Genomic DNA, 22,384 nt, shown 5'->3' with positions numbered 1-22,384 from the left:
GGCTCTGAACCCGATCTAGCTGTACGTCGTACGTTCGGTCGGGATTTACTCGCAGGCTGTGACCCAGGGGGTCCTCGGAGGTACGGTTGCTGCCCCGCGCAGGCGGAAGGAGCACCACATGCGCAGCTCAGGGCTACCGAAACTGATCGCGACCGACCTCGACGGCACGCTGGTCCGCAGCGACGAGACCGTCAGCGAGTTCACGCGCGCCGTGCTGGAGCGCGTCAAGGCGGCCGGCATCCACGTCGTCGGCGCCACCGGGCGCGGCCCGCGGCTGACCGAGCTGGTGCGGTTCGACATCCCGGCCGCGGACTTCCTGGTCATGGGCGGCGGCAGCCGGGTGCTCGACCTGCAGGACCCCGACCACCCGGTGGTCCTGCGCGACGAGCGGCTCGACGGCGACGTGCTCGCCGACGTGCTGGCCCGGCTGGAGCGCGAGCTCGGCACGCTCTCGGTGCTCATCGAGGCCGGCGACCACCACGACGCGCCGCTGTGGGGCGACGCCGACCCCAACTGGCGGTACGACGCGGTCGAGGCCCGGGTGCGTGCGGAGTGCCTCACGGGGCCGGTGATCAAGGGGTTCGCCCGGCACCCGTCGTGCGACGTCGACGACGTCCTCGCGGTCGCGCAGCGGATCATCCCGCCGGACATGGCGACCGTCACACAGGCCGGCCTCGGGTACATCGAGATCTGCCCGCCCGGCGTCGACAAGGCGAGCGGGCTGGCGTTCGTCGCGACGGCCCTCGGCGTCGACCCGGGTGACGTGCTGGTCTTCGGCGACATGCCCAACGACCTGCCGATGTTCCGCTGGGCCGGGTTCGGCCGGGTGGCGGTGGCCAACGCGCACCCGCACCTGCGGGCGATCGCGGACGAGATCACGCTCACCAACGACGAGGACGGTGTCGCGGTGTACCTCGACGCTATGTTGAAGCTGTGAAGTTGATTGCCACGGATCTCGACGGGACCCTGGTCCGGGGTGATCGATCGGTCAGTCCGCGAACGGCCTCACTGCTCGGCCGTCTGGACAAGTCGGGCGTCATCATCGTTCTGGTGACCGGGCGTCCGATTCGGTGGCTTTTCGGGGTGTACGAGCAGCTCGGGCTCCGGCCGCTGGCGATCTGCGCCAACGGGGCGGCGACCTACGACCCGGTCACGGACTCGATCGTCCACAGCGCGCCGCTCTCGGCGGAGGCCCTGGCCGAGGCCTGCGCCCGGCTGCGGGCCAGCGTTCCGGGCGTGGTGTTCGCGGTGGAGCGCGACGGTGGCCGGCAAATGCGCCACGAGCCCGAGTTCCCGGTCGGGCCGTGGGAGGTCGACCACGAGTCGGTCGCCCCGACCAGCTTCGCCGAGCTCATCACCCGGCCGGCGCACAAGCTGCTGGTGCGGGCCGGCGCGCAGTCGCCCGACGAGTTCACCGCCCGCGTCGGCGCCTGCCTGGCGGGCGTGGCCGAGGCGACGAACTCGTCGTCGAGCGGGATGGTCGAGGTATCGGCGGTGGGCGTCACCAAGGCCTCGGCCCTGGCCCGGGTCGCCCGCGGGCACTCGGTCGAGGCGCGCGACGTGGTCGCCTTCGGTGACATGCCCAACGATCTGCCGATGCTGACCTGGGCCGGGCGCGGCGTGGCGATGGCCAACGGGCACCCGGCGGTGCGGGCGGCGGCCCACGACGTGACCGCCGCCACCAACGAGGAAGACGGCGTGGCCGCCTACCTGGAAGCGCTCTACAGATATTGACCGGTGCTCGGCGAGTGCTGGCCGGGCAGGCCGCCCGGCGGCTGCTGGCCGGCGGTGAGCGCCGGGCGCCCGCGCATCTGCTCCAACTGCACCCGCGCCGCCATCTGCTGAGCGACGAGCGCGGCCTGGATGCCGTGGAACAGGCCCTCGAGCCAGCCCACGAGCTGGGCCTGGGCGATGCGCAGCTCGGCCTCGCTCGGCGTCGAGCCCTCCTCGAACGGCAGCGACAGCCGCTCCAGCTCCTCGCGGAGCTCCGGAGCGAGACCGTCCTCCAGCTCGGTGATCGACCGGCGGTGAATCTCCTTCAGCCGCTGCCGGCCGGCCTCGTCGAGCGGCGCCGCCCGGACCTCCTCGAGTAGTTGCTTGATCATGCTGCCGATGCGCATGACCTTCGCGGGCTGCTCGATCAGCTTGCTCGGATCCTCGGCCGCGTCGTCCTCACCGGTGGACATGGTGCCCAGCGGCCGTCCGTCCGGTCCGACGACCAGCACGGTGCGCGACTCGTCCTGCGCCTCTTCTGCCATGGCTCCTAGTCTTGCGTACGGGTGGATGAGACGACCACAAAGGCCCCTGTTGCCACGCTTGGTGACGCGATAACGTCTGCCGGTGACGAGTGATCCCCGGGATGTGCTGAACCGGCCGGCCCGTCCGGCGGACTTCACACTGCGGTACGGCGAACACCCTGACCAGGTCGCCGACGTGCGACTGCCGGCCGTGGCCGGGGCGCCGCTCGTGCTCTTCATCCACGGCGGCTTCTGGCGCAGCGAGTGGGACCGCACCCACGCCGGCCCGCTCGCCGCCGACCTGGCCGCCCGTGGATACGCGGTCGCGACGATCGAGTACCGCCGGACCGGCCAGCCGGGCGGCGGCTGGCCCGGCACGTTCTCCGACGTGGCCTCGGCCGCGGTCGCGGTGCCCGACCTGCTGGCCAAGGAGGTCGCCCACCGCGGCCTGGTGCCGGTGTCGGTCGACCGGCCGATTCTTGCCGGCCACTCCGCCGGTGGGCACCTCGCGCTGTGGTACGCGGCGGTGGCTCCGGACGCGATCGGCGGGGTGGTGGCCCTGGCGCCGGTCGCCGACCTGGCGCGCGCCTACGAGCTCGATCTCGACGACGGCGCGGTCGCGGCGCTGCTGGGCGGGGCGCCCGATGCGGTGCCGACCGCCTACGCCTCGGCCGACCCCATGGTCAACCTGCCCTCGAACGTGCGCACGGTCGTGCTCCACGGCACCGACGACCCGATCGTGCCGGTGGCGATCTCCCGCGCCTACTGCCAGCGGGCCCGCCGGGCGGGGGACGACACCACGCTGGTCGAGTTGGCCGGTGTGGAACACTTCGCTGTGATTGACCCGGAGTCGGCGGCCTGGCCCGCCGTGCTGGCCGCATTCGGCACGGTGACCAGGGGCGAGGCCGTCCCCGGCGATTGACTCTCCGCCACGATGGCGGTAGAACGCAGCGTGGGTGTCGAGGTCCTCGGCGCCGCATGGTGTTGGGGAGGAAGCGCACGTGTCCCATCTGAACCGCCGCCAGACGCTCCGGCTGTTCGCGGCTGCTGGTGCGGCGGGCCTGACCGCGCCGATCCTGTCCGCGTGCAGCTCCAGTTCGGACGGCACGGAGGGTAACACCGCGCTGCCCGGCGGTCCCCCGGTGAAGATCGGCATGATCGTGCCGCTCACCGGGATGTACAAGGACTTCGGCAACGACATGGACAACGGCTTCAATCTCTACCTGCAGCTGCACGAGAACAAGCTCGGCAACCGCGACGTCCAGCTCATCAAGGTCGACGAGGGCGATACGGCCGAGGCCGGCAAGGCGGCGGCCGAGAAGCTGATCAAGGAGAGCAACGTCCTCGCGCTGACCGGCGTGGTCAACCCGCTGACGATGCTCGCGATCCGGGACGTCGTCGAGACCGCCCAGAAGCCGCTGATCGGGTCGAATGCCTCACCGGCGGCGCTGCAGGGTGTGAAGTACATCTGGCGCACCTCGTTCGTCGCGACCGAGCCCGGCCAGGCGATCGCCGACTGGGCCGCCGCGAACGCGGGTGGCTCGCTGGCGATCGTCGGCGCGGACAACCCGGGCGGCGACGACGAGGAGATCCGGGCGTTCTCGGAGAAGTTCCGCGGCGCCGGCGGCACGATCAACGGCTCGCCCCGCATAACCCCGTTCGGCGGGAGGGAGTTCGGCCAGGTGCTCGGCCAGGTCCGCAACTCGGGCGCCACGTCGATGTTCGCTTTCTACTCGGGCACCTCGGCGATCGAGTTCGTCAAGCAGTTCAAGGCGGCCAAGTTCCCGGAGGCCTTCAATGTGTTCGCGCCGGGCGGCCTCACCGAGGGGTATGTCCTGAAGCAGCAGGGCGACGCCGCGCAGAGGATCTTCACGGCGATGAACTACTCGCCCGACCTGGACAACGCGACCAACCGCCGGTTCGTCGCCGATTACCAGAAGGCGTTCGGCACGATCCCGTCGACCTACGCGATGGCCTCGTACGACGCCGCCGCGGTGCTCGACAAGGCGATCGGCGACGCCACCCGCAACCTCGACTCGTTCACGCTGAACGCGGCGATCGGCCGGCTCGGCCAGATCGACAGTCCGCGGGGCGGCTGGCAGTTCAGCCAGAGCCGGACGCCGCTGCAGCGCTGGTACCTGCGGCAGGTGCGGGCGGACGGAGCGGTTCTGTCCAATGTGCTGACCGCGGAGCTCAAGACGCTCGGATAGGCTCGGTTCCTCATCGACGTTCGGCAGGCACCGTGACCCTCCCCGAACCAGCCGCGCCGCCCGCGGCGCATCCGCCTGCGTTCATCCCGCAGCAGCGGATGCCTGTGGCGTCCTGGTATCCGCCGTTGTCACCGCCGCCGTTGCCGCCGCCGCGCCGGAGCTACCTCTGGCCGGTCCTCACCCTCCTGCTGGTCTTCAGCATGCTGATGGCCCTCCTGGGGGCCGGGGCGGCCGCGTGGGCGCTGCGGGGGACCGACGATCCGCCGATCGCCGCCTCGTGGGTCGACATGCGCCCGGATGTCGGCGGCAAGGCGATCCAGGGGGTACTGCAGCGCCACGCCGACGCCGTGAAGAACAAGGATCTGGCCGCGTGGATGGCCGACGTCGACGACACCGACGCGACCTTCGCCCGCAAGCACAAGCAGCTGTTCGAGAACCTGACGAAGATGCCGTTCGCGGAGCTGCGGTTCGAGCGGGCGGCCAAGCCGCCGCGGAAGATCGGTGGGCAGCTGCCGAGCCAGTTGTTCGCGCGGTACCACGCGGCGGTCCACGTCGAGGCGGTCAGCGTCGTCCACCGCATCCAGGGTGTCGACAGCAAGCCGGTCGCAACCCCGTGGCTGCCCGTGTTCGGCTACGCCGACGGCCGCTGGCGGATCGCCGGCGAGGCGACCGGCGACGACCTTCCGACCGGGGCCAACGGCCAGCCGTGGGACGCCGCCGGGCCGGTGGCGGTGAAGCGCAGCGACCACGTCGTGGCGGTGGTGTCGGCCGACGACGCTGATCGGGCCGACCAGCTGCTGAAGCTGGCCGAGGACGGGCTGCGGCAGGTCGCCACGGTCCGGCCGTCCGGCTGGGACGGCAAGGTGTTCCTGACCGCGATCCAGGACAAGCGGATCTTCGACACGTACTTCGCGGAGTCGCCGGACCGGGTGGCCCAGGTGGCCGCGATCGCCGTGCCGTACTACGACCGCATCCCCGAGTGGGTCAACTCGCCGACGTTCGCCAGCACGCGTGTGGTGTTCAACCCGACGGAGCTCACGGCGCAGACCGAGGAGCTCGCGCACGACCTGTCGCACGAGTTCGCCCACGCGGCCATGGGGCCGGTCACCGGGCCGCACACGCCGCGCTGGGTGGTGGAGGGGTTCGCCGAGTACGTCGCGTTCAAGGGCGCGACGGTCAGCGCGTCCGGGATCCGGCAGGCGCTGGGAAACCTCGTGATCGGATCGTTCCCGACCGACCAGCAGTTCTACGACGAGCCGCGCAACTACGTCAGTGGATGGCTCGCCTGCCGCATGATCGCCGAGAAGTACGGTCAGGCGAAGCTGATCGCCTTCTACGAGGCGTTCCAGCGGCTGTCCGAGGTGGACTCCGTGTCACGGGAAGTGCTGGGCGTCGCCGCGACGGACCTCGAGACTTCCTGGCGGGATTACGTGGCGAAGCAGCGCGGCTGAGTTCGCTTCAGGCCGCGCTGCTTCGCTGTGGTTCCTTGCTCAGGCGCTCTGGGCTCTTGCTCAGGCGGGGGGCTGGCCGCCGTCGCCGTCCACGACCTCTTCCGGCGTGCCGTCCTGGTCGAGGTCGCTCATCGTGATGTCGACGTTGCCGTCGCCGTCGGTGTCGAACTGGAACAGGTCAGCCTTGCCGTCCCCGTCGGTGTCGACCGCCCAGAGGTCGGGCTGGCCGTCGTTGTTGGTGTCGCCGACGAGCAGCTCGACGCGGTCGTCGCCGCGCGTCTCGACGGTCTCGTTCTCGCTCATGCGGTGGTTCCTCTCACCTCACTGGGGGGCAATCTGGTTCACCGTAGGCCCACGCCGGGCTTCCCGCGAGCCCTAAGCCTTCACCTTCTCCTGGATGAGGGCCTTGATCGCGAGGGCCGACTCGTCGAAGCCGACCAGCAGAATGCCGGTGGCCCCGAACGTCTTGGTCTGCGCGGCCAGCGGGGTGAACAGCTTCGCGTCGGCCTTCGGGTCGTACGTGTCCTTGGCCTCGTACTTCATGACCAAAAGATTGTTGGCCTTGATCCCGGCGGCGGTCAGGTCGGCGCGGACGCCCTCGGCGAGGCCGCTGCCGTAGGTGTCGTCGCGGGCGATGATGGCGACCTTGGTGTGCCCGTCGCGCATGATGATGTCGGCGATCGCCTTGGCCTGGAGCACGTCCGGCGGGGAGGTCCGGAAGAACAGGCCCTTGTCGTCGACCTTGGTCAGCTCGTCCGACGTCGCCGACGGCGAGATCATCACCTTGCCCGCCGCCGTGACCCGCGGGATGACGGCCTTGCTGACGCCGGACGCGCCCGCGCCGATGATGACGTGCACGCCGGCGTTGATGAACGACTCGACGGTCTGCTTGGCCACGTCGGGGTTGGTGCCGTCGTCGCCCTCGACCACCTGGACCTGCTGGCCGAGCACGCCGCCGGCATCGTTGATCTCCTTGACCGCGAGCTTGGCGGCGGCGAACATCGGCGGGCCCTGGAAGGCGAGCGCGCCGGTCTTCGGCAGCAGCAGCCCGAACTTCAGGGTCGGCTTCGTGTTGCCCTTCGGCGGGCTGCCGGCGGCCGGCGCGGCGCCCTTGTGCTCGGTCTTCTCGTCGCCGGCGCCGACGAACTCGGTCTTGGCGTCGTCGATGGTGTTGTTGCGGCCGAAGTTGAGCACGCCGTACATCGCGGAGCTGGGCTCGCCGACCTCGGTGAAGCCGCTGCGGCGCAGCGAGATGCCACGGTACTTGAAATCGCGCCCCTGCTTGGCGGCGGCGAGACAGGCGGCGATCGTCTCGCACACATTGTCACCCGTCGTGACGCCGACGATCTGCTTGGCGATCTGGGCCGGCTCGACGCTGCGGGCGGCCTCGGCCGCGAGCGCGGCGACCACGACGGCGTCGTACGACTCGCCGGCGTAGTTGAAGTCCGTGAGGGTGGCGTCGACGCTCTTCACCCGGCGTTTGAAGTCGTCACTGAGCGGGGTCAGCGGCGTGGTGCCCTTCATGCCGGAGAGCACGGCCGGCGAGTCCTTCAGGGCCTCACCGAACGAGTTGGCCATGTTGCCGTCGCTGCCGTACAGCCGCACTTCCTGCGGGGTCGTTCCCGTGTCGCCGTCACTCTGCGCAGTGTCACTGCAAGCCGTGGCGGCAACCAGAAGGCCAATCGCCGTGATCACTCCCACGATGGCTTTGGCGGGCCGTGCGCGCATGAGTGTTTCTCCTCCCCAAAGGTGCCGTGCGCACCTTAGCGCGGACGGGCGCAGGACTTAAGCGGGGAGGTACCGGGCCGCTTCCGTACCACCCGGTAACGTTTCTCGGCATGACGGAGGTTGAGATCACGGTCGGTGACCTGTCGATGGAGGGCACGCTCCCGGAGCGGATGGGGATCACGCTCGTCGAGGCGTCGCCCGAGCGTGTGGTCGGGACGATGCCGGTCGCCGGCAACACCCAGCCGTACGGCCTCCTCCACGGCGGCGCGTCGGTGGTCCTGGCCGAGACGCTGGGCTCGATCGGCGCGGCCCTGCACGCGGCCCGCCTCTTCAACGGGATCGCGGTCGGCATCGAGGTGAACGCCACACACCACAAGTCGGCCCGCACCGGCTCCGTGACGGGCGTCGCAACCCCCCTGCGCCTGGGCGGCATGATCGCCTCGTACGAGATCGTCATCACGGACGAGTCCGGCGAGCGGGTGTGCACCGCTCGGCTGACCTGCGCGCTGCGTCGCTCCTAGGGCTGCTTCCCCTCGGCGGTTCGGCTCGTCCGTGGCGCCGCGGTGGCCGATTCGTCATGGTTCGGTGCGCGGTTGTAGCGGACGGCGCTTGACGGCGCGACATACGGTTGCGGCGTGGCTGACCCGGGAGACGAGACGTATCAGGACGCCGCGCTGGTCCTGGAGTCGGCGCTCGCGGGCGACGGCGACGCCGTCGCCCACACCTTCGATGCGGTCGTGGACCGCCGCGGGATGGGCGCCGCATACGACGTCGCGTGGCGCCTGGCCGGCGAGATGGTGGGCGAGAACCTCCCCCGCGGCCCGTGGCGCCTGGACTTTCCCGACATCGACGACGCCAACTACGACAAGCGCTGGGTGGCCCGCTTCGTCAGCGCGTACATCAACGACGACGTCCCGAGCGGCACGGCACTGTTCACGGTCGCGCTGGTGGACGGCAAACTCCCGGAGTGCCTGCTGACGTTGGCTGGTTCAGCGGTGGCCACGCTACGCCGAAGGGGCGCGGCCTGAGACCTTCGCGCTCCGCTCCATGATCAAGGGAAACATCCGGCTGTCATGGCAACCAGATGTTTCCCTTGATCATGGAGCGGGGTCACCGCCCACCTCGCTCTTTGCGCAGCGTAGGCGCCTCGCCGAGGCGGTCGGCCGGATGCTACATGCACTTGCAAAATGGCTGTGCGGACTGGCAGGATCTGTGCGTACGTCGTTACCGAGCGTCGCAGCGCCCGGGCCCCCGACCGTGCGTCGAACAGAGGGGTCCGCGCGGTCGGGTGAACGGGCGGGCGCTCGCTTGCGTCGAACTGGCCTTTGGTCGCTTGAGGGCGCCCGCCCCCTTCCCACAGCGCCGAAGGGGTCGCCCAGTCATGACGCACCGCCGCAGCGAACCGCCGCCCACCATGGACATGCCGCAATACTCGGCCCAGGCCGCCGACCGCTGTGCCGCCGCCGACCAGGCCATCGCCATCCACGTCGAGTCGGCCGCCAGCCAGCGGTGTGCCGCCTGCGACCAGGCCGCGCCCTGCGCCTTCCGGCGGGCGGCAGAGGGCACCCTCCGCGCCTACGGCCGGCTGCCGAGGCGCCTGCCGGGTGCCACCCTGCGCGCCGCGCTGCCCGCCGACGCTCTCGCGCCGCGGGTCGTGTCCCTGGTCGGGCCGCGCCGGATCAGCCCGCCAGCGGCAGTCCTTCCGCCCCGGGCGTCGCCGGAGCTGCCGGGGCGGCTTCCGGTGGGTCTGCGCCGCTTGGAGACGCCGGGCGGGTCAGGCCCAGCTGCTGCAGCCGGGTCCGAATCCCGCCCGCCGTCCGGCCCAGCTCGGCCGTCAACGCCTTGACGCTCGCGCCCGCGTTGAACCGGGCCACCAGCAGGTCGAGGTCGTGCGGCGCCCACGGGCGGCCGGCGTTGGGGGCGGCCGCCCGGTGGGCCGCCCACCAGTCGCGGGTCGGCGGCGGATCGGCACGGTAGCCGGCCAGCACCGTGGCGAGCAGGCCGGTCACCTCCGGCACGTCGGCCTGCGGCAGCTCGCCGGTGACCTCCGCGAGGTGGCCGTCGCCCTGCCAGCAGACCACCCGCAGGCCCACGAAGCCGCCGCCGGCATCGTAGACGACCAGGCTGTATTCGCGGTCGCCAATGGTCAGTTGCCGGTTCACCTCGGTGGTGGAAAGCAAGAAGTCGCTCATGCCCTGCACCGTACGAGCACCCACCGACAACTTTCCGGGCGCCGTCACCGGCCGATCACGAACAGTGACTCAGGTGAGCTCGCCCGCCCGCACCCGGGCCAGCCACGTGGCCGCACTGGCGAAGTCGGCGTCGGCCAGGCCCGCGGCCGGGCGCGGCGGGGCCTCGGCGTGGGCGGCCCGCGGGTAGGAGCCGAGGAAGCGCACGTCGGCGCAGATGCGGCGCAGGCCCTGCAGCGCCTCGCCCATCTGGGCGTCGGCGACGTGGCCACCGCAGTCGAGGAAGAAGACGTAGCGGCCCAGCCGCTCGCCCGTCGGGCGCGACTCGATCCGGGTCAGGTTGACGCCCCGGACCGACAGCTCGGTCAGCACCGCCAGCAGCGCGCCGACCCGGTCGTGGGCGATGTACACCGCGAGGGTCGTCAGGTCGTCGCCGGTGGGCGCGGGCGGCGGGCCGGGCCGCGACACCAGCGCGAACCGGGTCATCGCGTCGGGGTTGTCGGCGATGTCCTTGGCCAGCACGTGCAGCTTGTAGCGACCGGCGCCGATCTCCGCGCACACCGCCGCGTCGAACTCGCCCGTGGACGCGCCGATCGCCGCGGCGGCGTTCGACAGCACGTCGACGACCGTGGCCTGCGGGGCACGCGTGCGCAGCCACTTGCGGCACTGCGCGCCGGCCTGCGGGTGGGCGGCCACCGACCGCACCGACTCCAGCGGGCGGTCCTCCCGCGCGGCCAGGACGAACTGGACGGGCAGCACGACCTCGCGGGTGATGATCAGTGGCTCCCCGTTGGCGAGCTCGTCGAGCGTGACGCCGACCTGGCCGCCGATCGAGTTCTCCAGCGGTACAAGAGCGGCATCGGCCTCTCCGGAGCGCAGTGCGTCGAGAGCCTCGGGCACACTGCGGGCCGGGGTCAGGATGCCGCGGTCGGCGGCGGGCACGGTCTTGAGCGCCTGCTCGGAGAAGGTGCCTTCCGGCCCCAGGTAGACGAACCGCGTCGGTGGCACACCAGGCATGAACTCAGCGTAGTTCAGCAGGACGCCACGTTGAGCAGCGCGGGTGGCGCGGTCGCCTTGACCTCGACCGTGCAGGGGTCGGTGCCTGCGGTGACGACGGTCAGGGCCGACGGGGAGCCCTTGGTGATCACCTGGAGGGGTTCACTGTTGGTGACGGTGAGCACCGTGTACTGCCAGATGCCCGCGCAGAGCGGCTGGCTCTTCACGGTCATACCCGACCCCGCCGGCAGCTCGGGACGCGCCCGGCGCACCGCAGCGAGGACCTGCTCGCCGCTCGGCCGGCCGTTGCACTGCACGACGTAGGCCTCCGAGAAGCCGGTGGGGCTGGGCGAGGCAGAGGAGGGCCGGTGCGACGGCACCAGTGGTGTGCTCGGTGGGGTAGGGGATTTAGCAGTACCGGAGGTCGGCGCGACAGACGCCGGAGGGATCAGCGGTTCGTCGTTCCGCTCGGTGCAACCAGCCAGCAGGCATCCAAGAGCGGCGATGGACAACACGGCGGCCGCGGTGCGCATCCGCTCATCGTAGGAGCGCCCGGGCGGCGCCGACAGTCAGGTGGTGACCCGGTGTCCGGCCGCGGTCAGGGCGGCCAGCGCCTCGTTCAGCCGCACCGCCGGAACGACGACGTAGTCGGTGTCGAACGTCGAGAACGCGAAGATGTTCACGCGGGCTTCGGCCAGCGGGCTCACGATCGACGCGAGGATGCCCGTGAGCGCCAGCTGCACCGGGCCGGCCACGCGGAGGCAGCGCCACGGCGCCTCGATCGACGCGCCGTCGGGGGCGAGCGCGGCCGGGCAGAGGATGGAGACCTCGTCCGGCGTCCACGTCACGGAGATGACGTCCGGCAGGCCCATCGCCGCCTCGATGAAGCCGGTCGGCAGCGACGCTGCGGCCGGCAGGCGGCAGATCGCGTAGTCACCCGGCAACAGTGCGAGGTCCAACATGACAAGGAGCGTACGGTGCGAACGCACACCGCGGTGGCAGCGGTGAGCGATGACACGGCTTCAGACTGCGCTGAAGAAGGTGATCGATCCGACGACCTGCCCGTCCTGGATCAGGGGCGCCGCGATGGCGTCGAACATGCGCGGCCCGGCGGCGCACTGCAGCCGCACGAGGCCACGGGCGAGCCGCCCGGACGACAGCGCGAGCAGCGGCGGCATCTTGGCGACCTCGGCCGGGTCGAGCGCGCCGCCGTCGGCGAAGTCGAGCAGTTGGAGCACGCCGTCGAGCACCGGGCGGTCGACGGCGGACTCGGTCAGGCCGAGCAGGTCTTCGAAGGACGCGGACACCGCGACCACGACGGCCTGCTCGTCGATCACCAGGCTCGGCTCGGCGGCCTCGCTGACCGTGTCGCCCCAGCGATCGAGGCTGGACTCCGCCGTGACGGCGCGGACCTGGTGCGGATCTGAGATGGACAGCTCGACGTGCGGCACAGCGCCTCCTCAGGCACCGGTGCTGCGGGCGCGCAGCGCATTCATCATCGCATCAGTCCGGGTGAAATCGTTCCGGGTGAAATTCGGCACGCGCGGCTCCACCCCGCAGAGGCTACTCCGCGTGACCCCGCTTGTCAGTGCCCACGTGCTCGCCGTCCGGGTACCAGCGGTAGTCCTCGGCGAGTTGGTCGTAGTCGCCGGCGAACCAGGTCGCCGGGTGCGTAGCGAGCGCGAAGACCTTGTCGACGGTCTCGGGGGCCAGCCGGGTGCCGCGCGCGTTCAGGACGCGGGGCAGCTCGTGGTACGCCGTGACGAGACAGCCCTTCGGCACGCCGTAGAAGCTGATCTTGCCGCTGCCGGCGAACGCGAGCACCGGCATCACCGGGATCGACACGCCAGCACTGCGGGAGAGCGCCTCGGCGGCGGCGCGCGCCTCGCGGCGGGCCTCCTCGACGTACTTCGGCCGCTTGCCGTCGATCTGCACGACGTCGCCCGCGAAGGACACCCGGCTGCGGCCGTGGTCCTTGACCGTCACCGCGAACACCCCACCCGGACCCATCGCCAGGAAGCTGTCGTGCTCCTCGCCGCTCAGCTCGCGCAAATCCAGGACGTACCAGTCGTCCCCGAGATGCCCGATGAGGTTGCCGATCCGCCGGTAGAGCCGGCTGTGCGCCGCCTCCTCGCGCCGGAGCTCGCGCTCCGCGCGCCGGGACCGTACCCATTCGATCGGAGATGTGCGCCCCGCATCGACTGTGATGCGTTCGTCAAATCCCCCCGGCTGCGATTCCTGACCGCTGCGGTACAGCATCTCGGTCATCTCGCACACCTCCGATAGTCGCCGCTTCGGTTGCGTGTGTGTCCAGATACCGTACGTGTTCGAGCGGCGACACGGCAGCGCGAGATGAACGAATGACTGGGAATGACGGGATGAATCAGACATTCACGCACGCTCATGAATTTCCGCATGGCGCGCAACCGGATCATATCGGGCGAGCCGATAGGCTGCAGTCGTGAACCACCACGTCGACAGCGAGGTCGGCCGGCTGGGCACCGTGCTGCTGCACCGGCCCGGAGCGGAGCTGGCCCGGCTGACCCCGCGCAACAACGACTCGCTGCTCTTCGACGGCATCCCGTGGGTCGGGCGGGCTCAAGAAGAGCATGACATTTTCGCGGACGCGCTGCGGGCACACGGCGTGGAGGTGCTGTACGTGGCCGAGCTGCTGGCCGAGGCGCTCGCCGTCCCCGCGGCCCGGGACGAGGTGACCGCGACGGTGCTGGCCGACTTCCGGCTCGGCGACTCGCTGCGCCGGCACGTCGCCGCTCACCTGGCCGCGCTCGACCCGGTCACGCTGGCCACCACGCTGATCGCCGGACTGTCGCGGGCGGAACTGCGCACCGGCACCGGCCTGGTGCACGCGCTCATGAACCGGTCGGACTTCATCATCGACCCGCTGCCCAACCTGCTGTTCACGCGGGACTCATCCGTGTGGATCGGTGATCAGGTCGCGGTCACCAGCCTGGCCATGCACGCGCGGCAGCGGGAGACCACCCTGACGCACGCGATCTATCGGTACCACCCCCGCTTCGCCGGCACCGAACTGCTCTACGAGCCGACGATCGAGCACCTGGAGGGCGGCGACGTCCTGCTGCTGGCCCCCGGCGTGCTCGCGGTCGGCGTGGGCGAGCGGACCCGTCCGGCGGGCGCGGAGCGGCTCGCCCGGCGCTGCTTCGAGCGCGGGCACGCCCACACGGTCCTGGTCGTGCCGATCGCGCAGGAGCGGGCGACGATGCACCTCGACACGGTGTGCACGATGGTCGACACCGATGCGGTCCTCATGTACCCCAACGTCGCCGGCACCCTGCAGGCGTGGACGGTGACGGCGGGCGAGGAGCTGTCTGTGAGCGGCCCCGAGCCGTTCGTCGTGGCGGCGGCGAAGGCGATGCGCATCGACACGCTCCGGCTCATCGACACCGGCCTCGACCCGGTGACGGCCGAGCGCGAGCAGTGGGACGACGGCAACAACACGCTCGCCATCGCGCCGCGCCTCTGCGTGGCCTACGAGCGCAACGTGGAGACCAACGCGCAGCTGGAGCGGCAGGGCATCCAGGTCATCCGGATCCCCGGCTCCGAGCTGGGCTCGGGCCGGGGCGGTCCGCGATGCATGTCCGCGCCGATCGCGCGGCGTCCGCTCGGCTGAGCGTCAGGTCAGCAAAAGGACGGCTAGCGCAGGGGCTGGAGGCGGCCGATCAGGCCCTGCTTGCTGCGGCGTTCGGCGGCGGTCAGCGGCTCGGTGACGGCGAGCGCCTCGGCGTAGCGCTTGGCGAACTCGGCGACCGGCGCCTCCCACTCCTCGGCCTCGACGTCCACCGGCAGGTCCCAGACCGGCGCCAGCAGCCCGTGCGCCCGGAACATCCCGGCGAACTTGGTGTTGTCGCCGAGCAGCAGCCCGCCGGCGGCCGACAGGCGCGACAGCGCGTCGAGGGCGGGGTCCTCGTCGTCGCCGAGCACCAGGCGCACGTGCGAGCGGTCGGTGACCCGGCACCAGTAGGTGGCCGGAGCGGCGGCCAGCTTCACGGTCGGGAAGATGCTGGCGTTGGCCCGCTCCAGCGACGCGCGCACGTTGGGGTCGTCGGCGGCGTCGTCGTCGAGCCAGAACTCGAAGCCGGTGTGGACGGTGATGTCGAGCGGGGCGTTGACGATCACGTCCTGGAGGCGCTCACCGAGGCCGGGCAGGGCGGGCACGGCGACGGACTTGCCGGGCGGGGTCTCCAGCGCGCACAGCAGCGCGACGGCGAGGTCGCGGGAGACGTCGCCGGACTGGACGTGCCGCTGGAGGCCGATGAACACGCGCCCGTCGGGCTTGGTCATCGCGGGCCAGGCCATCGGCAGCACGGTGGCGAGGATGACCTCCCGGTCGCCGTACTTCTCGGCCAGGGCAGGGGCCAGCTTCAACGGCGCCGCGGCGGCAGGCACCAGCTCCCGCAGGGCGATCCACTCGGGCTCGTCGGCCAGCCCCTGGAACGGCCGCCCGACGTACACGTCACGGATCTTCTCGCGCTTCTCGCCGCTGCTACCACGGCCACGGGGGGTTTTCGCACGCTTGCTCACGGCGAACCAGCCTAGGCGCTCCCACGCGGACCGGGGTGCACAAGCCCCCATCCGGCGCGTCTCTCACCCGCGGGGCACCGCGCTACAGGGTGGCCCAGACGCACTGGCCGAGGCCGTCGCGCTCCACGCCCCACCCGATGGCCAGGGCCGCCACGATGGTCAGGCCGCGGCCGTCGACGGCGTCGGGGCTCGCCACGCGCATCTGCGGGCCGGACGGGGAGCCGCCGTCCGTCACCCGGATCTCCAGCGTGTCGTCGGTCAGCAGGCGCCACGCCACCCGGATCACGTCGCCCGGGAGCGGGGCGCCGTGCCGGACCGCGTTGCCGACCAGCTCGGCGGCGATCGCAATCGCGTCGTCGAGGCGGTCGGGGGCGATCAGGGCGTCGAGCTCGTCGGCCAAACGGTGGCGGGCCAGGTGGGCACCGCGGGCATGGTGCGGCACGACCACGCACCAGGCGCGCTCCGCAACGATTGTGGACACGCTCTCAAGCCTCCCCGGGGCCCTCGGCGTCGGCTCGGGGCAGTCGCACCTCGGCGACGGTCCCTCCCCCTCGGCGTGGTCGCAATGACACCCATCCATGTTGACGCTCGACGATCCTACGCACCAGGTACAAACCGAGGCCGACCCCACCACTCTTGCGCTGGTCGCCGGTCTCGAGCTGCCAGAACCGCTCGAACGCCCGCTCCACGTGCTCCGGCCGGATCCCGATGCCGCGGTCGGACACGCGGAACCAGACGGACTGCGGGTCGGCTCCGGCAGTCACTTCGACCTCTACCCAATTTGGCGAGTATTTACCCGCATTGGTCACCAATTCCGCCAATACCGTGGCAAGACTGGCCCGATCGCCGTACGTCTTCGGCAGGGCGGCGGGCAGATCGACCTTGAGCAGCCGGCGCCGGTCCGGATTGAGCTCGTCGACGGCGGCCGTCAGGGACTCGACCAGGTCGAACGGCAGCAGGGTGGAAAGATCGACGTCGCCGATCGCGTTCAGCAGGCGGTCGACCAGCCGGCTGAGGTCGCGGGCCCGCTGGCCGACGACGAAGATCGCCTCCCGCCGGGCCCCCTCGTCGAGGGAGTCCCAGTGGTCGACGAGCGTGTCGGCGTACCCCCGGATGACCGTGATCGGGGTGCGCAGCTCGTGGCCGGTCAGCGCGATGAAGAGGTCCCGGCCGTCCGGCGGTTCCACCGGCCGGGCGCGGAACGACACCCCCAGGTCGCTGGTGCCGGGCACGGGCTGGGCGCGGATCTCGATCCAGGTGCCGCCGGCCATCTGGTGCACGATCGTCTCGTCGGCGTTGGGCAGCGGGAACGGCCACGGCTCGCCCAGCGCGGTCTCCGGCGGGCGGGCGGTCAGCCGGGCGGCCTCCGGGTTCCAGGCGATCACCCGGTTGCCGGGATCGAGCAGGGCGAACGGGCCGTTGACCGGGTCGGCGGCCGGGCCGTCGCGGTACACCGGCAGGCCACGCCCCAGCCCGTACTGGAGCGCGATGAACGAGGCGAGGAAGCTCAGCGCCGAGCGCTGCTCGGGCTCGGCCGAGCCGTCGGCGTCGGGATAGCTGACGGCCAGGATGCCCACGCTCGCGCCGGCCGCGTTGACCTCGGCCGTCATGACGCGGTGCAGGCCCCGGCTGTCGAGCTGGGCACCCCCGGGGGTGCCGATGAGGCTGCTCGGGAACTCCCGGACGCGGGATCCGTACTGCAGGAGACCCCGCAGCGACGGATGAATGAGATCGACCGGCCGGCCGAGCGCCCACTCGAGCTTGCCGGCGGCCGCGACGACCCGGCCGGTGTCGTGCGCATATTCGATGAAGACCGCGCCGATCGCACCGGTGGCGACCGCGGCCGCCTCGACCGACTGCTGGAGCAGGACCACGCCACCCTCGCCGGCGTTGAGCGCCTCGGCGACCCCGGCCAGCCCGGCAAAGACGGCGGCAGGGGGAGCATCGACCATGATTGGAGTCTGCCTCGCCGCGGGCGGCTTTGAAAGGTCGTCGAGCAAAGTTGTTGAGACGTGAATCAGTCGAGCGCCGCGGCGGGCGCTACGGATTCCGAAGGCCCATCTCTCGCAGCCGGTCGATGACGTACGCGGGGCGGTCCGAGATGATGCCGTCGACCTTGAGCTTGACCACGAGGTCGACCTCGTCGGGCTCGTTGACGGTCCAGACGTACACCTGGAAGCCCCGCCGATGCAGGCGCTCCACGAGCTCGGGCGCGGCCCGCAGCAGCTGCACGCCCGGCCCGGCGATCGTGCTGCCGAGGGGCAGGTAGCCGATCCGGCTCGGCACGGACCAGATGTCGATGAGCATCACCGTCGGCAGCGACGGCGCGCGCTGGCGGACCCGGCGGATCGCCGTCGACGAGAACGACATCACCGTCACCTGCAGCGCCCGGTCCGGATCGGGACGCTCCAGCCCGTACCGCCGAAGCAGCTGGAGCAGTGAAAGCTCCACCGCGCTCCCGTAGCGGGTCGGGTGCTTCGTCTCGATGAGCAGGCGCATCGGCCGGCCGGCGTCGGTGGCCAGGCCGAGCAGCCGGTCGAGGGTGAGCACGCGCCCCCGCCAGCCGTCGTCGACCAGCCGGCGGTCGACGATCAGCTCGTCGGGCGAGTCCGGCAGCTGCGGCTTCCACGAGCTGAAGTCGAAGCGGTCGAGCTCGGCCAGCGTCTGCACGCTGACCCGGCCGCGGCCGTCGCTGGTGCGGTCGATGCGGGAGTCGTGCAGGCAGACCAGGTGACCGTCGCGGGTGAGCCGCACGTCGCACTCGAGGCCGTCGGCGCCCTCCTCGATGGCCAGCAGGTAGGCGTCGAGGGTGTGCTCGGCGAACCGCTGTGAGGAGCCGCGGTGCGCGAACACGAGCGGCCGCTCAGGCGACTCTTGGAGCACCGCCGTCCTCGCTCACCATCGCCCGCCCGGCGGCAGCCCAGTGCTGCATGCCGCCGTCGAGGTTGATCGTGCGCTCCAGCCCGTTCTGCTGGAGGAACGCCACCACCTGCGCGGAGCGCCCGCCGACCCGGCAGACGACGACCACGTCGCGGTCGGCCGGGATCTCCGCGATCCGGGCCGGGATCTGCATCATCGGCATGTGCACCGCGTCCGGCGCATGGCCGGCCGCCCACTCGTCGTCCTCCCGGACGTCAAGGAGGAAGGTGTCGTCCTTGAAGTCGGCGATCGAGATACTCGGTACTCCCCTGAACACCTCGTCAGGCTACATGTGGTTGACCCAGGTCGGGTTCTCGACCGCCCACGAGTCGAGCCGGTCCTCGCGCATCGCCGAGTAGAGGGTCTCCGCCTCGGTCAGGGCCACCACGTAGGAGATCCCGCCGATGTCCTGCGACTCCGACGGCACCTGCAGGCCGACGAGGTTGTTGGGGCTCACCTTGCGCAGCCCGAACATCAGGTCGGCCAGCGACACGCCGTTGGTGTCGACGGTGAGCGCCTGGCCGATCACCCGGATGAACTTGTCGAGCGCGATCGGGTTGGTCGTGAGGTCCTTCGTCTGGGCCTTGTCGAGCAGCGCCCGGATGAACTTCTGCTGGTTCTTCTGGCGGTCGAAGTCACCGTTGGCCAGGCTCTTGCGCTGCCGGACCAGGTCGAGGGCCTGCCAGGACTCCAGGTGGTGGCAGCCGGCCTCGTAGACGGCCGGGCGGCCGCCCTTGGTCGGGTCCTTGTAGTTGCCGTTCTCGTCGTAGCCGAGGTGGATCGACGTGACCCTCTGGTCGATGCACATGTCGACACCGCCGAGGAGGTCGACGGCGGCCTTGAAGCCGTCGAAGTTGACGATCGCGGCGCCGTCGAACCGGATGCCGAGCACGTTGGTGAGCGTCTCGGCGAGCAGCTGGACGCCGCCCTTGCCGCCGCCGCCGTGCTGGAAGGCGCCGTTGATCTTCTCGTGCGACGAGCCGTCGAAGCCGGTCGCCGGGAACGCCGGGATCGCCACCCGCAGGTCGCGGGGGATCGACAGCAGGTAGGCCCGGTCGAGGCTGGCCGGGATGTGCACGATGATGATCGAGTCGGAGCGCTGCCCGTCCTCGGGGTCGAGCGCCCGCTCGTCGGAGCCGAGGAGCAGGAAGTTGAGCGGGCCCTTGACCTCGCTGTGGCGCTCCTCCGGGTTCTCACCGCCGACGCGGGAGTTGTCGCCGAGCAGCGTCTCCTGGTGGACGCTACCGCTGTAGCGCCGCTCGAGGATCTGGGTGCCGGCCAGGGCGGTGCCCGCGATCAGGACGATCACGGCACCGAAGACGATGAGCGCCTTGGCCCAGGCCGGGTCGCGGCCCGGGAGCTTCCGCTTGTTGGCCTTCTTGATGGGCTTGGTCGACATGATGGGCTTGGTCGACTCGGTCGGCTTGGTCGACTCGGTCGGCTCCGGCGGCCTGACGTCGTCGTCATCGAGGTCGATGACGGGTCGTTCCGGCGCAGCATCATCCGCGATTTCGGTCGTTCCCGTCGTTTCGGGCGCTTCGACCTTATCCGCCTCTTCCGCTTCGACGCCGGTCGCGTCGGGCGCTTTGTCCTCCATCTACCGCCCCCGAGAAGCCGCCCCGGCACCTGCGGGCGGGAATCCATCCGAGTCTACGTTCGAGGCGCGAAGAATGCGCACCCGCGGAAACCGGCAAACAGCGGATTTCTACTCGGTTGCCACAGGTAAGGCAATGAGATCTATACGACAGCCCGGGCATGCAACCCTCACGAGGAGGGGACATGCCCGGGAATGCCGGAAATATCACTTGGATTTGGTCGATGCCTTCGTCGAGGGCTGGGCGGAACCGCTCGGTTTCGGCTGCGTCGCCGCCGCCCAGTCGGCCATCTTGTCGTTGCGCATCGCCGTGTACAGCGCGTCGGCCTTCTCCTTGTTCGGCACGACGACGTCCTCACCGTTGATCTTCTTGCTGCCGTCGTGCGGGCTCACCAGGAACATCAGGTCGTCGCTGCGCAGGCCGCGGAACTGCAGCGCCATGTCGGCGATCGAGAAGTCCTTGTCGACCGTGATCGCCTTGGTGACGGCCTTGATGAACGCGTTGAGCTTGCCCGGGTTGGTCACCGTGCCGGAGCTGACGGCCTTGTCGAGGATGGCCTTCATCATCTCCTGCTGGTGACGCATGCGGGCGAAGTCACCGTCGGCGAACTGGTAGCGCTGCCGCGCGTAGTCCAGGGCCTCGTCGCCGTTGAAGTGGTTCATGCCCTTCTTGAACTGCCGCTTCGGCGGGTGGATCGAGGTGATGTCCTTCTCGACGTTCATGTCGATGCCGCCGAGCGCGTCGATCACCTGCTTGAAGCCGGCGAAGTCGATGAGCACGACGTGGTCCATGCGGACCTTGGTGTACTCCTCGATCGTCTGGACCGTCAGCGGCGTGCCACCCCACGAGAACGACGCGTTGAGCTTGGCCATCGTGTCGCCGTACTGCGGGTTGGCCTTGCTCTTCGGCACGTGCACGTAGAGGTCACGCGGCATCGACACGAGGTACGCCTTGTCGTGGCTCTTCGGGATGTGCAGGACGATCATGGTGTCGGTGCGCCACTCCCCGGCCTTGCCCTTGTTGTCGGGGTCGCGCGAGTCGCTGCCGAGCATCAGGATGTTGAGCGCGCCGTCGGCCACCTTCGGCGGTCGCCCACCGGTGATGTCGGCGAACGGGTCCTCGCGCTGCAGTCCGGAGTCGACGTGCTTGTAGTAGATGAACCCGCCCAGGCCGGCCAGCAGGGCCAGGGCGAGGACGGCCAGCCCGGCGACCAGGGCGATGCGGCCCCAGCGCGGGCGGATCTTCTTCTTCCCGGAGTACTGGTTCCCGACGCGCGGCGGCGGGGCGCTCCCGCCTCCTGACGGCCGGCCGTAGACCCCGGGGCTGGCCGGGCTGGTCGGCGCGCTGGCACCGGAGACTCGGGCGCGGGCGCCCGAGTTGGGTGCGATCGCGCCGGGCACCGAGGCGCGGCCCGAGGAGGAGCCGTTGGAGGCAGGCGTGTTGGGCATGAAACCCACGATACGAATCCCCCGCCGCCACGCCACGTAACCGCGACGGGCGCGGCACGATCCGGGGAGAGTTACCGGCCGCGGAAGTAGGCGACCGTGCGCCCGAGGCCCTCCTCCGGGCCGATGACGGGCTCGTATCCGAGCAGTCCACGGGCCTTGCTGAGGTCGGGCCGGCGGCGCTCCGGGTCGTCGGCCGTGCGGGCGACGAGCGCCACGCGGGACGTGCTGTCGGATAGCCGCACGATCGACTCGGCGAGCTCGATCATGGTCATCTCGTGCTCGGTGCCGCAGTTGATCGGGCCGGTCTCGGTCGAGTCGAGCAGGAGCAGGATGCCGCGCACGAGATCGGACACGTGGCAGATCGACCGGGTCTGGGTGCCGGAGCCGTGCACGGTGATCGGCTCGTTGCGCAGGGCCTGCGAGATGAAGGTCGGGATCGCTCGCCCGTCGTCGGGCCGCATGCGCTCGCCGTAGGTGTTGAAGATCCGCACGATGCCGACGTCGGCGCCGTGGCGGCGGTGGTAGCCCATCGTCGCCGCCTCGGCGAAGCGCTTGGCCTCGTCGTAGACGCTGCGGATGCCGATCGGGTTGACGTTGCCCCAGTAGGTCTCGGGCTGCGGGTGGACCAGCGGGTCGCCGTAGGCCTCGGACGTCGACGCCAGGATGAACCGGGCGCCGTCGGCCACCGCGCGGTCGAGCAACTGGAGGGTGGCGACCGAGCCGACCCGCAGGATCTGCACCGGCAGGTCGGCGAAGTCGGTCGGGCTGGCCGGCGAGGCGAAGTGCATGATCGCGTCGAACCGGCCGGCGAGCGCGTCGGCGGCCGGCAGCGGCTCGCTGACATCGGCCTCGACGAGCGTGAATCGAGGGTGGTCGACGAGGTGTGCGACGTTGTCCTTACTGCCGGTGAGGAAGTTGTCGACCACGACAACCTGCACTCCCCGGGCGATCAGGGCATCGGCGAGGTGAGACCCGACAAAACCGGCTCCGCCGGTGAGAAGGATCCGGTGTCCCTCGCCGTAACGCTGCGCAACGACCATGAACAACAGCC

General features: G+C 70.7%; 25 protein-coding genes. 8 read left to right on the top strand and 17 right to left on the bottom strand.

The features are described 5' to 3' along the window. Positions 1–118 precede the first annotated feature (118 nt). Both ABZS66_RS18465 and ABZS66_RS18460 read left to right on the top strand, forming a co-directional pair. Complete coding sequence (locus tag ABZS66_RS18465) at positions 119–937, top strand: HAD hydrolase family protein (RefSeq protein ID WP_354759064.1); 819 nt, start codon at positions 119–121, stop codon at positions 935–937. Next, positions 934–1,734 carry an HAD family hydrolase gene (locus tag ABZS66_RS18460; protein ID WP_354759062.1) on the top strand — a complete coding sequence of 267 codons (801 nt, stop codon included), beginning with the start codon at positions 934–936 and terminating at the stop codon, positions 1,732–1,734. Before ABZS66_RS18465 ends, ABZS66_RS18460 begins: the two co-directional genes overlap by 4 nt. Here ABZS66_RS18460 and ABZS66_RS18455 read toward each other — a convergent pair. Next, positions 1,722–2,258 (bottom strand): bacterial proteasome activator family protein, encoded by a 537-nt coding sequence (locus ABZS66_RS18455; RefSeq protein WP_354759060.1) that lies wholly within the window; start codon positions 2,256–2,258, stop codon positions 1,722–1,724. The two genes, ABZS66_RS18460 and ABZS66_RS18455, sit on opposite strands and share 13 nt — an antisense overlap. 82 nt (positions 2,259–2,340) lie before the next feature. On the opposite strand from ABZS66_RS18455, the gene ABZS66_RS18450 reads away from it, so the two are divergent. The 3 genes from ABZS66_RS18450 (at position 2,341) to ABZS66_RS18440 (ending at position 5,898) form a co-directional block, all read left to right on the top strand. After that, the gene (locus ABZS66_RS18450; RefSeq protein ID WP_354759058.1) at positions 2,341–3,159 is read left to right on the top strand and encodes an alpha/beta hydrolase; all 819 of its coding nucleotides are present in this window, start codon (positions 2,341–2,343) and stop codon (positions 3,157–3,159) included. Positions 3,160–3,238: 79 nt separating this feature from the next. Next, positions 3,239–4,447, top strand: coding sequence for an ABC transporter substrate-binding protein (locus ABZS66_RS18445; RefSeq protein WP_354759056.1), 1,209 nt, complete (start codon positions 3,239–3,241; stop codon positions 4,445–4,447). Between the two features lie 32 nt (positions 4,448–4,479). Then, a complete protein-coding gene (locus ABZS66_RS18440; protein WP_354759054.1) occupies positions 4,480–5,898 on the top strand; it encodes a hypothetical protein in 1,419 nt (472 codons plus the stop codon). A gap of 60 nt (positions 5,899–5,958) precedes the next feature. Here ABZS66_RS18440 and ABZS66_RS18435 read toward each other — a convergent pair whose 3' ends face one another. Next, complete coding sequence (locus ABZS66_RS18435; RefSeq protein WP_354759052.1) at positions 5,959–6,201, bottom strand: hypothetical protein; 243 nt, start codon at positions 6,199–6,201, stop codon at positions 5,959–5,961. Between the two features lie 72 nt (positions 6,202–6,273). Beyond that, a complete protein-coding gene (locus ABZS66_RS18430) occupies positions 6,274–7,626 on the bottom strand; it encodes an ABC transporter substrate-binding protein (protein ID WP_354759050.1) in 1,353 nt (450 codons plus the stop codon). 110 nt (positions 7,627–7,736) lie between these two features. On the opposite strand from ABZS66_RS18430, the gene ABZS66_RS18425 reads away from it, so the two are divergent. After that, on the top strand, positions 7,737–8,147 hold the full coding sequence (locus tag ABZS66_RS18425; RefSeq protein WP_354759048.1) for a hotdog fold thioesterase: 411 nt from the start codon (positions 7,737–7,739) through the stop codon (positions 8,145–8,147). 114 nt (positions 8,148–8,261) lie between these two features. Then, entirely contained in the window at positions 8,262–8,654 is a 393-nt protein-coding gene (locus tag ABZS66_RS18420; protein WP_238009260.1) for a hypothetical protein, read from the top strand. Positions 8,655–9,305: 651 nt separating this feature from the next. Here ABZS66_RS18420 and ABZS66_RS18415 read toward each other — a convergent pair. The 6 genes from ABZS66_RS18415 to ABZS66_RS18390 form a co-directional block, all read right to left on the bottom strand. Continuing rightward, positions 9,306–9,818: a hypothetical protein gene (locus ABZS66_RS18415; protein ID WP_354759046.1), complete on the bottom strand. Its 513-nt coding sequence runs from the start codon at positions 9,816–9,818 to the stop codon at positions 9,306–9,308. 69 nt (positions 9,819–9,887) lie between these two features. Next, entirely contained in the window at positions 9,888–10,832 is a 945-nt protein-coding gene (pheA, locus tag ABZS66_RS18410; protein WP_354759044.1) for a prephenate dehydratase, read from the bottom strand. A gap of 14 nt (positions 10,833–10,846) precedes the next feature. Then, positions 10,847–11,191 (bottom strand): hypothetical protein, encoded by a 345-nt coding sequence (locus ABZS66_RS18405; protein ID WP_354759042.1) that lies wholly within the window; start codon positions 11,189–11,191, stop codon positions 10,847–10,849. Between the two features lie 189 nt (positions 11,192–11,380). Then, positions 11,381–11,773 carry an ACT domain-containing protein gene (locus ABZS66_RS18400; RefSeq protein ID WP_354759040.1) on the bottom strand — a complete coding sequence of 131 codons (393 nt, stop codon included), beginning with the start codon at positions 11,771–11,773 and terminating at the stop codon, positions 11,381–11,383. A gap of 60 nt (positions 11,774–11,833) precedes the next feature. Further along, on the bottom strand, positions 11,834–12,262 hold the full coding sequence (locus ABZS66_RS18395) for a hypothetical protein (protein WP_354759038.1): 429 nt from the start codon (positions 12,260–12,262) through the stop codon (positions 11,834–11,836). 112 nt (positions 12,263–12,374) lie between these two features. Further along, positions 12,375–13,079: a hypothetical protein gene (locus tag ABZS66_RS18390; protein WP_354759036.1), complete on the bottom strand. Its 705-nt coding sequence runs from the start codon at positions 13,077–13,079 to the stop codon at positions 12,375–12,377. 193 nt (positions 13,080–13,272) lie between these two features. Here ABZS66_RS18390 and ABZS66_RS18385 point away from each other — a divergent pair, with 193 nt between their 5' ends. After that, entirely contained in the window at positions 13,273–14,460 is a 1,188-nt protein-coding gene (locus ABZS66_RS18385; protein WP_354759034.1) for an arginine deiminase, read from the top strand. Positions 14,461–14,483: 23 nt separating this feature from the next. On the opposite strand, the gene ABZS66_RS18380 is transcribed toward ABZS66_RS18385, so the two are convergent. The 8 genes from ABZS66_RS18380 to ABZS66_RS18345 all read right to left on the bottom strand — a co-directional run bounded on the left by ABZS66_RS18380 (position 14,484) and on the right by ABZS66_RS18345 (position 22,373). After that, positions 14,484–15,422: a DUF5926 family protein gene (locus ABZS66_RS18380; RefSeq protein WP_354759032.1), complete on the bottom strand. Its 939-nt coding sequence runs from the start codon at positions 15,420–15,422 to the stop codon at positions 14,484–14,486. 31 nt (positions 15,423–15,453) lie between these two features. Beyond that, the gene (locus tag ABZS66_RS18375; RefSeq protein WP_354759030.1) at positions 15,454–15,852 is read right to left on the bottom strand and encodes an ATP-binding protein; all 399 of its coding nucleotides are present in this window, start codon (positions 15,850–15,852) and stop codon (positions 15,454–15,456) included. Positions 15,853–15,856: 4 nt separating this feature from the next. Then, a complete protein-coding gene (locus ABZS66_RS18370) occupies positions 15,857–17,323 on the bottom strand; it encodes an ATP-binding protein (RefSeq protein WP_354759028.1) in 1,467 nt (488 codons plus the stop codon). Positions 17,324–17,411: 88 nt separating this feature from the next. Next, the gene (locus ABZS66_RS18365) at positions 17,412–18,254 is read right to left on the bottom strand and encodes a glycerophosphodiester phosphodiesterase family protein (RefSeq protein WP_354759026.1); all 843 of its coding nucleotides are present in this window, start codon (positions 18,252–18,254) and stop codon (positions 17,412–17,414) included. Further along, on the bottom strand, positions 18,235–18,567 hold the full coding sequence (locus tag ABZS66_RS18360; protein WP_354759024.1) for a rhodanese-like domain-containing protein: 333 nt from the start codon (positions 18,565–18,567) through the stop codon (positions 18,235–18,237). Before ABZS66_RS18360 ends, ABZS66_RS18365 begins: the two co-directional genes overlap by 20 nt. A gap of 9 nt (positions 18,568–18,576) precedes the next feature. Then, positions 18,577–19,689, bottom strand: a complete 1,113-nt coding sequence (locus ABZS66_RS18355) for an LCP family protein (protein ID WP_354759022.1) — start codon at positions 19,687–19,689, stop codon at positions 18,577–18,579. A gap of 402 nt (positions 19,690–20,091) precedes the next feature. Next, positions 20,092–21,333 (bottom strand): LCP family protein, encoded by a 1,242-nt coding sequence (locus ABZS66_RS18350; RefSeq protein WP_354759020.1) that lies wholly within the window; start codon positions 21,331–21,333, stop codon positions 20,092–20,094. 71 nt (positions 21,334–21,404) lie between these two features. Beyond that, on the bottom strand, positions 21,405–22,373 hold the full coding sequence (locus ABZS66_RS18345; protein ID WP_354759018.1) for an NAD-dependent epimerase/dehydratase family protein: 969 nt from the start codon (positions 22,371–22,373) through the stop codon (positions 21,405–21,407). Positions 22,374–22,384 lie beyond the last annotated feature (11 nt).

The sequence above is a fragment of the Dactylosporangium sp. NPDC005572 genome (assembly GCF_040605515.1).
GTDB lineage: Bacteria > Actinomycetota > Actinomycetes > Mycobacteriales > Micromonosporaceae > Dactylosporangium.
The sequence above is the reverse complement of the archived record's forward strand: the minus strand, read 5'-3'. Positions and strand labels throughout refer to the sequence as shown.